12 protein-coding genes are annotated in these 11,056 nt (G+C 75.9%); 11 read left to right on the forward strand and 1 reads right to left on the reverse strand.

All coding sequences use genetic code 11. From position 1 onward, the window contains the following. The first annotated feature begins 127 nt into the window (after positions 1–127). From rimM to ACWGKI_RS19520, 10 genes are all read left to right on the forward strand, one after another. The gene (rimM, locus tag ACWGKI_RS19475) at positions 128–703 is read left to right on the forward strand and encodes a ribosome maturation factor RimM (RefSeq protein WP_452189231.1); all 576 of its coding nucleotides are present in this window, start codon (positions 128–130) and stop codon (positions 701–703) included. Between the two features lies 1 nt (position 704). After that, positions 705–1,514: a tRNA (guanosine(37)-N1)-methyltransferase TrmD gene (gene trmD, locus ACWGKI_RS19480; RefSeq protein ID WP_452189233.1), complete on the forward strand. Its 810-nt coding sequence runs from the start codon at positions 705–707 to the stop codon at positions 1,512–1,514. A 169-nt stretch (positions 1,515–1,683) separates the two neighbouring features. Further along, positions 1,684–2,043 carry a 50S ribosomal protein L19 gene (gene rplS, locus ACWGKI_RS19485; protein WP_380244710.1) on the forward strand — a complete coding sequence of 120 codons (360 nt, stop codon included), beginning with the start codon at positions 1,684–1,686 and terminating at the stop codon, positions 2,041–2,043. Between the two features lie 172 nt (positions 2,044–2,215). Then, a complete protein-coding gene (gene lepB, locus ACWGKI_RS19490) occupies positions 2,216–3,040 on the forward strand; it encodes a signal peptidase I (protein ID WP_380244709.1) in 825 nt (274 codons plus the stop codon). Positions 3,041–3,165: 125 nt separating this feature from the next. Next, a complete protein-coding gene (locus ACWGKI_RS19495; protein ID WP_452189244.1) occupies positions 3,166–3,915 on the forward strand; it encodes a ribonuclease HII in 750 nt (249 codons plus the stop codon). Beyond that, positions 3,912–4,211, forward strand: coding sequence for a DUF2469 domain-containing protein (locus tag ACWGKI_RS19500; RefSeq protein WP_013838354.1), 300 nt, complete (start codon positions 3,912–3,914; stop codon positions 4,209–4,211). The genes ACWGKI_RS19495 and ACWGKI_RS19500 overlap by 4 nt, the downstream gene beginning before the upstream one ends. 134 nt (positions 4,212–4,345) lie before the next feature. Further along, entirely contained in the window at positions 4,346–4,705 is a 360-nt protein-coding gene (locus tag ACWGKI_RS19505) for a YraN family protein (RefSeq protein WP_452189236.1), read from the forward strand. Continuing rightward, positions 4,705–6,240, forward strand: coding sequence for a YifB family Mg chelatase-like AAA ATPase (locus tag ACWGKI_RS19510; protein ID WP_452189238.1), 1,536 nt, complete (start codon positions 4,705–4,707; stop codon positions 6,238–6,240). Before ACWGKI_RS19505 ends, ACWGKI_RS19510 begins: the two co-directional genes overlap by 1 nt. Beyond that, positions 6,233–7,573: a DNA-processing protein DprA gene (gene dprA / locus ACWGKI_RS19515; protein ID WP_452189240.1), complete on the forward strand. Its 1,341-nt coding sequence runs from the start codon at positions 6,233–6,235 to the stop codon at positions 7,571–7,573. Before ACWGKI_RS19510 ends, dprA begins: the two co-directional genes overlap by 8 nt. A 206-nt stretch (positions 7,574–7,779) precedes the next feature. Then, positions 7,780–8,727, forward strand: coding sequence for a tyrosine recombinase XerC (locus ACWGKI_RS19520; RefSeq protein ID WP_380244705.1), 948 nt, complete (start codon positions 7,780–7,782; stop codon positions 8,725–8,727). Between the two features lie 175 nt (positions 8,728–8,902). Here the strand turns inward: ACWGKI_RS19520 and ACWGKI_RS19525 are convergent, their stop codons facing one another. Beyond that, positions 8,903–9,547, reverse strand: coding sequence for a murein hydrolase activator EnvC family protein (locus tag ACWGKI_RS19525; RefSeq protein WP_452189242.1), 645 nt, complete (start codon positions 9,545–9,547; stop codon positions 8,903–8,905). Between the two features lie 540 nt (positions 9,548–10,087). On the opposite strand from ACWGKI_RS19525, the gene rpsB reads away from it, so the two are divergent. Then, positions 10,088–11,029 (forward strand): 30S ribosomal protein S2, encoded by a 942-nt coding sequence (gene rpsB / locus ACWGKI_RS19530; RefSeq protein WP_380244703.1) that lies wholly within the window; start codon positions 10,088–10,090, stop codon positions 11,027–11,029. Positions 11,030–11,056 lie beyond the last annotated feature (27 nt).

Below are 11,056 nucleotides of genomic sequence, written 5' to 3' on the forward strand. Positions count from 1 at the left end.
GGGCCCGGCCCCCACCGCACGCCGGTGGGGCCGGGCCTCGTCGTCTGTCGCGGGGCATGCTGGGACCGCGAGGCGGTCCACGTCGTGCCGAGCCGGCCGGCGAAACGAGTACGAGACAGGAGTGGTCATGCAGCTGGTGGTGGCGCGCGTCGGGCGCGCGCACGGGCTCCGGGGCGAGGTCGCCCTCGACCTGCGCACCGACAACCCCGAGGACCGGCTTGCGGTCGGCCTCACCCTGGAGACCGACCCGTCGTCGGCCGGTCCGCTCACGGTCACGGCCGCGCGAGAGCACCAGGGACGCTGGCTGGTCTCGTTCGCCGAGGTCGGGGACCGTACCGCGGCCGAGGCGCTGCGCGGCGTGGAGCTCGTCGTCGAGGCCGACGCCTCGGACGAGGAGGACGCCTGGTACCCGCACGAGCTCCAGGGCCTGCGGGCCGAGCTCGAGGACGGGACGGTCGTGGGTGAGGTCGTCGGGCTGGAGCACCTGCCGGCGCACGACGCCCTGGTGGTGCGCGAGCCCGCCGGTGAGCGCACCCTCGTCCCCTTCGTCCGTGCGATCGTGCCGACGGTCGACGTCGCCGGCGGGCGGGTCGTCCTGACCCCGCCGGGCGGCCTGCTCGCCCGCGACGCCGACGCCGCCGTCGTCGACCGCCCCGACCAGGGTGGCGCCGACGAGGCCGCCGAGAGCACGGACGAGGTCTGACGTGCGCGTCGACGTCGTGTCGATCTTCCCGGACTACCTCGCCGCGCTGGACCTGTCGCTCGTGGGCAAGGCCCGCCGGGCCGGCCTGCTGGACCTGCGCGTGCACGACCTGCGGGACTGGGCCACCGACCGGCACCGCACGGTGGACGACACCCCGTTCGGCGGGGGAGCGGGCATGGTCATGCGGCCGGACGTGTGGGGCCGTGCGCTCGACGACGTGCTCCCCGCGGGCGGCGGGGGCCACCTGGTGGTGCCGACGCCGTCGGGCGACGTGTTCACGCAACGGCACGCGGAGGCGCTCGCGATCGAGGAGCACGTCGTCCTCGCGTGCGGCCGCTACGAGGGCATCGACGCCCGGGTCGCCGAGCGGGCGCGCGCGGCAGGCCACCGCGTGAGCGAGCTGTCCATCGGGGACTACGTGCTCAACGGCGGGGAGGTCGCCGCGCTCGTCATGATCGAGGCGTTCGGGCGGCTGCTGCCCGGGGTCGTCGGCAACCCGCACTCGCTGGTCGAGGAGTCGCACGGGGCCGCAGGCCTGCTCGAGTACCCGGTGTACACCAAGCCCCCCGCGTGGGAGGGGCTGGACGTGCCCGAGGTCCTCCTGTCCGGCCACCACGCGCGGATCGAGCGCTGGCGCCGCGACCGGGCGCTGGAGCGGACCGCCGCGCGCCGTCCGGACATGATCGCCGCGCTGGACCCCGGCGCACTCGACAAGGCCGACCTGGCGATGCTCGCCGGCCTCGGCTGGGCCCTGCACGACGGACGCCTCCAGCCCACGGGCGAGGCTCCGCCAGGACCTGTGGCAGAATAGGTCGCCGGTGTGTTCGCCGACCCGGCCTCTGCCACAGGGGAGGTCATGACGAGCTGCTGGTCAGCCGTCCGGTCGAGGAGCCGACGCACCCACCGAACCGTCAGACAAGGCACGCCCCAGGGCGTGCCACGATCTTGCTCCTGACCTGTGGCAGAGCGGGGAGACAACCATGCACACGCTCGACTCCGTCGACGCAGCCTCGCTGCGCTCCGACGTCCCGGACTTCCGCGCCGGCGACACCGTCAAGGTCAACGTCAAGGTCGTCGAGGGCAACCGCTCGCGCGTCCAGGCGTTCCAGGGCATCGTCATCGCGCGCCAGGGCGGCGGCGTCCGTGAGACCTTCACCGTCCGGAAGATCAGCTTCGGTGTCGGTGTGGAGCGCACGTTCCCCCTGCACGCCCCGACCATCGACTCGATCGACGTCGTGTCGCGTGGTGTCGTGCGTCGCGCCAAGCTCTACTACCTGCGCAACCTGCGCGGCAAGAAGGCGAAGATCCGCGAGAAGCGCGAGACGCCCGCGTCGAAGTGAGGCACCGGGGCGCGACGCCCCGCCTCGTGACGCGCTGACGCGCACCCCCGGACGGGCGGTCCTGCTACGGCAGGGCCGCCCGTCCGTCGTGCTCCCCGCGTCTCCCACGGGCCCGCGGGCCGCCCGTGACGGCAGTTTCGCCCTGGACGGTGGCGGGTGAAAGAGTGAGGTCGTGGCAGACTCCGATCCCGTGACCGACCGGCCCAGTGCGCGTGAGCCCCGATCCCACGACCCCGCCCCTTCGGGCTCCGGCGACGAGGGTGTCGGCTTCGACGCCGTGGTCGGCGCCGGCGGCGGGACGGCGACGGCCGCGGGGCCCGCGCCGAGCCGTGGCCTCGGGGTGCTGCGCGAGACGGCGATCATCGTCGTCAGCGCTCTCGTGCTGTCCTGGCTGATCAAGACGCTGCTCGTCCAGGCCTTCTTCATCCCCAGCGGGTCCATGGAGGACACGCTGGAGATCGGGGACCGGGTGATGGTCTCCCGCATGGTCCCGACCGTCTTCGACGTCCACCGCGGCGACATCGTGGTGTTCCGGGACCCGGGTGGCTGGCTGCCGCCGTACGAGCCGCCGGAGCGCACCCCTGTCGGCCAGGCGGTGACGAACGTCCTGACCTTCGTCGGGCTCATGCCCCAGGAGACCGGGGACCACCTGATCAAGCGCGTCATCGGCACGCCGGGCGACCACGTGAAGTGCTGTGACGACCAGGGCCGTGTGAGCGTCAACGGGCAGCCGATCGACGAGGAGTCGTACATCAAGCCGGGCTCGGTGCCGAGCCAGGACCCGTTCGACACGACGGTGCCCGACGACATGCTGTTCGTCATGGGGGACAACCGCCAGAACTCGGCCGACTCGCGGTACAACACGGGCAAGCCGGGCGGCGGGTTCGTCCCCATGGACAACGTCGTGGGTTCCGCGTTCGCCACGGTCTGGCCGCTGGGTGACGCGACCCTCCTGCGCAACCCCGGGGACGTCTTCGCGAAGGTGCCGGAGCCGTGACCTCGCTCGTCGAGCAGGACGCGGCACAGCCGGTCCGCACGCCCTCGGGACGGGAGACCCTCCGGCGGCCGACCCCGCCGCGCCGCCGCACCGAGAACGGGGCTGCGAAGCGCAAGAGCCCGACGCTGCGCCAGGAGCGCTCCCTGCTGACGGGCGGGGCGCGCCTCGTGGCGGGCATGGACGAGGTGGGTCGCGGTGCGCTCGCCGGCCCGGTGAGCGTGGGCGTGGTCGTGGTGGACGCGGCGACGCGGACGGCACCGCAGGGCCTGACCGACTCCAAGCTCCTCACCCCGGCGGCCCGCGTCGCGATGGTGCCCCAGCTGCAGCGCTGGGGCGTCGCGTGGGCCGTGGGGCACGCCGGCCCCGCGGAGATCGACGCGCACGGGATCGTCGCCGCGCTGCGCCTCGCGGGGCGGCGCGCGCTCGCCCAGGTGCGCCGCACGTGCGGCGACGTGGACGTCGTGCTCCTCGACGGCTCCCACGACTGGCTGAGCCGCGGCGACGTCGACCTGTTCGAGGCCACCGACCTCGACCCGGCCATGAGCCCCGACGTCCCGGAGCCCGCCGTGCGCACCCTGGTCAAGGCCGACCTGCAGTGCTCGTCGGTCGCGGCGGCGAGCGTCCTGGCCAAGGTGGAGCGCGACGGGCTGCTCGTGCGCCTCGCCCGGCAGTACCCCGCGTTCGCCTGGGACCAGAACAAGGGCTACTCCGCGCCCGCGCACCTGGAGGCGCTGCGCAGCCACGGGCCCACCCCGCAGCACCGCCGCTCCTGGAACCTGCGGGCGCTCGCCGACGACGACGCGCCGGCGTCGGTTCCCGGCGCGCCCGCCGCGACGCTCGACGCAGCCCTGCCCGGTGGGATGATGACCCCGTGAGCGCCGAAGACCTCGAGAACTACGAGACCGAGATGGAGCTCGCGCTCTACCGCGAGTACCGCGACGTGGTGGGCCTGTTCTCCTACGTCGTGGAGACGGAGCGGCGGTTCTACCTCGCGAACCAGGTGGACCTGCAGGTGCGGTCCGCCGCCGGCGAGGTCTACTTCGAGCTGCGGCTGGCGGACGCCTGGGTGTGGGACGTGTACCGGTCCGCACGCTTCGTGAAGTCGGTGCGCGTGGTGACGTTCAAGGACGTCAACGTGGAGGAGCTCGCGAAGGCGGAGCTCGCCCTCTAGCCGCCGTCATGGACGACGCCTCGGGCCGCCCGTAGCCGCGACCGCTGCCCCCAGGCCCCCGGCCGTCCACAGCTTCGCACCGCGCGCACCGCGGCCTCGCCCCGCCGGGCGACGCTGCTCGCGGAGGTGGTTCGATGCGGGCGAAAGACGCCGTCGGGCAGTACGGAGAACGGGTGGCCGCGCGCCACGTCGAGGCGCAGGGTCTCCAGGTCCTGGAGCGCAGCTGGCGCGGGACGAGGGGCGAGCTCGACCTGGTCGCCCGGGACGGCGACGTGCTGGTCGCGATCGAGGTGAAAACCAGGCGGGGCACCGCGTTCGGGCACCCGGCCGAGGCGGTGAGCCCGGCGAAGCTCGCCCGCGTGCGGCGGCTGACCGGGCAGTGGCTCGCCGAGCACCGGCACGTGCGGTGCCGCGAGGTGCGGGTCGACGTCGTGGCGGTGGTGCTCCCCAAGTCCGGTGCGGCGCAGGTCGAGCACCTGGTGGGGGTGCTCTGATGGGGCTCGGGACGACGGCGTCGGTGGCGCTGACAGGGCTCACCGGGCACGTCGTGGAGGTGCAGGCGCAGCTGGCCGCGTCGGTGCCGGGCTTCACGCTGGTCGGGCTCCCGGACACCGCGCTGCAGGAGTCGCGCGAACGCGTGCGCGCCGCGGTGCTCTCCACGGGCATCCGCTGGCCGCACCGCAAGATCACGGTCAACCTCTCGCCGGCGTCGCTGCGCAAGTCCGGCTCGTCGTTCGACGTGGCGATCGCGGTCGCCGTCCTCGCCGGCGACGGCGCGATCCCGGCAGCCGGCCCGCACCGGGTGGTGCACCTGGCCGAGCTCGGGCTGGACGGACGCCTCCAGCCGGTGCGGGGTGTGCTGCCGGCGGTCGCCGCCGCGGTCGAGGCCGGGTGTCCCGACGTGGTGGTGGCTGCCGGGGACGCCGACGAGGCTCGCCTGGTGCCAGGCGCGCGCGTGCACGCGGCCGCGACGCTGGCCGAGGTGGTGCTGCTGCACGGCGGGGAGCTCGCCGACGTGCCCGCGCTGGACGCCGTCCGGCCCGCGCGGCAGTCCGTGGCACACCGGTCCTCCGGCGACCTCGCCGAGGTGGTCGGCCAGGCGCAGGCGCGCGTGGCGCTGGAGATCGCCGCGGCGGGCGGGCACCACCTGCTCCTGGTGGGGCCGCCTGGCGCCGGCAAGACGATGCTCGCGGCGCGGCTGCCGGGCATCCTCCCCGACCTCACCCCCGCCGAGGCGGTGGAGGTGACGTCCGTGCACTCGGTGGCCGGGACGTTCGACCCGGGCGACGGCCTGCTCACCCGGCCGCCGTTCGAGGACCCGCACCACACCGCGACGCCCGCGGCCATCGTGGGCGGCGGCACGGGACTGGCCCGGCCCGGGGCCGTGTCGCGGGCCCACCGGGGTGTGCTCCTGCTCGACGAGGCCCCCGAGTTCCCGTCCCGCGTCCTGGAGACGCTGCGCCAGCCCCTCGAGCAGGGCGAGCTGGTGCTGCACCGCTCCGGCGGTGCCGCGCGCTACCCGGCCCGCTTCCAGCTGGTGCTGGCGGCGAACCCGTGCCCGTGCGGGATGGCGTCGGTCAACAAGGGCCTGGACTGCGCCTGCACACCCACCGCGAAGCGGCGCTACTTCGGTCGGCTGTCGGGACCGCTCCTCGACCGCGTGGACCTGCAGGTGGACGTCCAGCCGGTGACACGGGCCGAACGGACGGCGGGGACGGACGGCGAGACGTCGGCGCTGGTGGCGCAGCGCGTCGCCGCGGCCCGCGAGGTGGCCCGCGACCGGTTGGCCCGCACGCCGTGGTCGACGAACGCCGAGGTGCCGGGCCGCTGGTTGCGGGAGCGGTCCCGGGCCCCGGGCGTCCTCGCCCCGATCGAGCAGATGGTCGACCGCGGCGTCCTGAGCCTGCGCGGCGCGGACCGGGTGCTGCGGATCGCGTGGACGGTCGCAGACCTCGCGGGCCGGGCCTCGCCGACGGCTGACGACGTGTCCGCCGCCGTGACGATGCGGACCCGGGGGAACCATGGCTGACCCGGGTGACCCCGTCCCCGACGCGCCGCGGGGAGCGGGCGCGTCGCGCGTCCCGGTGGGCGTGCTGCCGTTCGACGCCGACGACCCGGACCTCGCCCGGGCGGCCTGGAGCCGGCTCGCGGAGCCGGGCGACGTCGTCGCGGGGGCGCTCGTGCAGCACCTGGGAGCGGGGGAGGCCCTCGCGTGGGTGCTCGACGCGGTCCGCGACCCGGCGCGCGCCGTGCGCGGCCCGGCGCTGGACGCTGTCGGGTCGGAGGTCGCGGCAGACCGCCTCATGGCGTCGGTCGCACGCTGGTCGCCCCGCCTGGACGGGCTGGATCCCCGGCGGGAGCTGCGCGTGCTCGACCGGCTCGAAGGCACCTTCCTGGTCCCCGGGGACGAGCGCTGGCTACCCGGTCTCGCCGACCTGGGCCCGGAGGAGCCGTTCGCCCTGTGGGTCCGGGGAGACCCGGAGCTCGCGTCCCTCGCGACGCGGTCGGTCGCCGTCGTCGGGGCGCGCGCGTCGAGCGCGTACGGCGACCAGGTGGCCGCGAGCATGGCCGCGGGGCTCGCCGACCGCGGGTTCACCGTGGTGTCCGGCGGTGCGTACGGGATCGACGCGGCCGCCCATCGGGGCGCGCTCGCGGGCGGGGCGCCCACCGTGGCGGTGCTCGCCGGCGGCGTCGACCGTCTCTACCCGCCGGGCAACCAGGACCTGCTGACCCGGCTGGCCGACGGCGCCGGCGCGGTGGTGAGCGAGGTCCCGCCGGGGTCCGCCCCGTTCCGCCAGCGGTTCCTGGCCCGCAACCGCATCATCGCCGCGGCGTCGTGCGCCACGGTCGTCGTCGAGGGGGCGTGGCGGTCGGGCGCGCTGTCCACGGCCCGGCACGCCACCCGGCTGCTGCGGCCCCTCGGTGCTGTCCCGGGTCCGGTGACGTCGGGGACGTCGACCGGGTGCCACGTGCTCCTGCGCGACGGCGCGGCCGTCTGCGTGACCGACGCCGACGAGGTGGCGGAGCTCGCGGGCCCGTACGGGCCCGCGGGAGCGGACGGGCTGGCGGGAGCGGACGGGCATGCGGGAGCCGACGGCCCGGCCCCCGCGCCGGGCACGAGACCGGGCGCAGGAGCGAGCGGGGCGGACGCGCTCGACGAGCGCGCCCGCCGGGTGCGGGACGCGCTGCCCGCCCGTGCCTCCGCGACGCTGGACACGCTCACCAGGACCGCCGGGCTGTCCGCGTCCGAGACGCTCGCAGGGCTCGGCGCTCTCGAGCTGCAGGGTCTCGCCGCGCAGGAGGGGGGTCGGTGGAGCCGGGGACCACGCCGGACGTCCGGACAGCGGCGGGCGCGAGGGTGACAGCTGCCGGGTGGTCGCGGGGGCGAGGTGAGGGCTGCCGGGTGGTCGCGGGGGCGAGGTGAGGGCTGCCGGGTGGTCGCGGGGGCGAGGTGAGGGCTGCCGGGTGGTCGCGGGGGCGAGGTGAGGGCTGCCGGGTGGTCGCGGGGGCCTCGACACGCGCGCCGCCCTCACCCCCGCCCGGACCGCCCAGGGGCACACTGACCTGGATGGACACCGATCCGGACCTGCCGCCGCTGCCGGCGCCGCTCGAGGAGGCGCTGGCCCGCTTTGACGAGTACCTCGAGGTCCAGCGGGGGCACTCCGCGCACACGCGTCGTGCCTACCGGGCGGACGTCGGGTCGTTGCTGCGGTACGCGGTGCGGCACGGGGTGGACGGACTGGCGGGGGTGGACGTCGGCGTCCTGCGCGGCTGGCTGGCCACCCAGGCGGAGCGGGGTCTGGCGCGGGCCACCCTCGCCCGGCGAGGTGCGGCGGCCCGCACCTTCTTGCGGTGGGCCTACCGGACGGGGCTCGTCACCGCCGACCCGACCGCCCGGCTCGCCAGCCCCAAGGTGCCGCGCACCCTCCCCACGGTGCTGAGCGCCGCCGCGGCGTCGGCCCTGCTCGACACCGCCCGCGAGGCCGCGCACGCCGCCGAGCCGGAGGAGCGCCCGGCGGCGCTGCGCGCGTGGGCGGCCGCAGAGCTCCTCTACGGCAGCGGCATCCGCGTGGGCGAGCTCGTCCAGGTGGACGTGCCGGCCGTGGACCTCACCGAGCGACTCGTGCGCGTGCTCGGCAAGGGCGGCAAGGAACGTGTCGTGCCGTTCGGCGTGCCCGCGGCCCGCGCGGTGTCGGAGTGGCTCGCCCGCGGACGCCCGGCGCTAGTGCAGCCAGGATCCGGTGCTGCCCTCCTGCTCGGCGCGCGGGGCGGGCGATGGGGCCAGCGCCAGGTGCGCGACGCCGTGCACCGCCTGGCGGCACAGGCCGGCGTCGAGGACGTCGCCCCGCACGCCCTGCGGCACTCCGCGGCGACGCACCTGCTGCAGGGCGGCTCCGACCTGCGGTCGGTCCAGGAGGTCCTGGGACACGCAGACCTCGGCACCACCCAGCGCTACACGCACGTCGACGACGAGCGCCTGCGCAAGGTGTTCGTCCAGGCCTTCCCGCGCGCCTGAGGATCGCCGGCGCGAAGGCCGGACGGCGCGGCGCGCGGAGGCCGGGCGTGCGGGGGCCGGGCGTGCGGGGGCCGGGCGTGCGGGGGCCGGGCGTGCGGGGGCCGGGCGTGCGGGGGCCGGGCGTGCGGGGGCCGGGCTGCGGATGTCGGTGTGGGTCGCGGCGGTCCGCGGCCGGTCACGGCCCACCCGGGAGCAGGACGATCGGTGCCTGCTCGCCCAGGAACGCGAGCGGGTCGAGGTAGACCTCTCCGCGCCGCACCCCCCAGTGCAGGCACGAGGCAGGGGCACAGTGGCCCGGGGTGGGGGCGAGGACCCCGAGGACGGCGCCCGGACCGACCCGGGCACCGACGCGGACGTCGGCGGTCACCGGCTCGAACGTCGAGCGCAGACCGCCCGGGTGGGTCACCACGACGACCGGCTTGCCGGCGACCTTGCCGGCGAACGAGACGACCCCGGCGGCCGGTGCGCGCACCTGTCCGCCCGCGGTCGCCGCGAGGTCGGCGCCGCGGTGGCCGGCGAGCCACCGCCGGGCGGGTGGGTCGAACGGGTGGGCGACCGGCCCCGGGACGGGACGTTCCCACGGTGCGTCCGCCCCTGCCGGCGGTGGCTCGGCGGGAGCGGAGCCGCCGAGCCCGAGCGACGACGCGGAGGCCGCCAGCGCGCCGAGCAGCCCGAGCGCGAGCACGAGCGCGAGACCGAGCACGAGACCGAGCACGAGCGCGGGTCTGAGCACGAGCCCGCGCACCGGCACGGGCACGAGCACGGGACCGGCGAGGTTCGTGGCGGCGCGGGCGGGCGGGCGGCGGGCGGTGGTGGTCATGCGGGTAGCCTCGTGGCACCACGGCGCCTGCCGGTCCGCGCGTCGACGTCCTGGGGACGGGGCCGCCCTGGGGGCAGCGTCCCGCCCCACCGCCGCCGCGCGGCGTCCTCCAGGACCACGCCACGAGGTGCCGGCCAGGGGCCCCTTCGGAGGCGCGCCAAGATGCCCCGTCAGGTCAGGTAGACTGGCTGCCGCGATCGGCTTGTGCCTCGCTCCCCACCTCTCCGGTGTCTCGTGGACCGTCCTCGACGGCTCGCGGTCCGGGCGGCTGCGGGGTGGCCACCGGCAGATCGACTTCGCGCGTCACGAACGCGCCCCGCGTCCCGGCCCGCCGGTCGCAGGGTGCGGCTGCGTCGGCAGCGGTCCGCCCCCGGGTCTCCGGGAGCGGTGCCGGCCAGGCGTGACGCCAGGGGTGCCGGGCCAGATGCCCGTCACCGACGAACCGAGTACCGCGACCGGAAGCCTGCCGACGACGCAGGGCCGGTCGCCTGACGCGCGTGCAGCCCGGAGGATCCGGCGCACGCGGCGAAAGGACGTGTCATGGCCGTCGTGACCATGCGCCAGCTCCTCGAGAGCGGTGTCCACTTCGGGCACCAGACCCGCCGTTGGAACCCGAAGATGAAGCGGTTCATCTTCACGGAGCGCAACGGCATCTACATCGTCGACCTCCAGCAGTCGCTGTCGTACATCGACCGCGCCTACGAGTTCGTCAAGGAGACCGTCGCCCACGGCGGCACCATCCTCTTCGTCGGCACCAAGAAGCAGGCGCAGGAGCCCGTGGCCGAGCAGGCCGCCCGCGTCGGCATGCCCTACGTGAACCACCGCTGGCTGGGCGGCATGCTCACGAACTTCACCACGGTGCACAAGCGCCTCCAGCGACTCAAGGAGCTCGAGGAGATCGACTTCGACGACGTCGCCGGCTCCGGCCTGACGAAGAAGGAGCTCCTCGTCCTGCGCCGCGAGAAGGACAAGCTCGCGCGCACCCTGGGCGGCATCCGTGACATGGCCAAGACGCCGTCGGCGGTCTGGGTCGTGGACACCAACAAGGAGCACCTCGCCGTCAACGAGGCCCGCAAGCTGGGCATCCCCGTCGTCGCGATCCTCGACACCAACTGCGACCCCGACGTGGTCGACTACGCGATCCCGGGCAACGACGACGCGATCCGCTCCGTCACGCTGCTCACCCGCGTGATCGCGGACGCCGCGGCCGACGGCCTCATGCAGCGTCACTCGGGCAAGAAGGGCGAGGCGGCCGAGACCGCCGAGGCCGAGCCGCTGGCCGAGTGGGAGCGCGAGCTCCTGGCCGGTGCCGAGGCCGCCCAGGCCGAGGCGCCTGCCGCCGACGCCGCCGCGACCGAGGCGCCCGCCGCCGAGGAGACGACCACCGAGGCCCCCGCCGCCGACGAGGCTGCGACCGAGGCGCCCGCCGCCGAGGAGACGCCGGCCGCCGAGGGCGAGCAGGCCGCCGAGAAGTCCGAGTGAGGTCCCGCGGGCCGGTCACCCTCGGGT

The organism is Isoptericola sp. NPDC055881 (assembly GCF_053615895.1).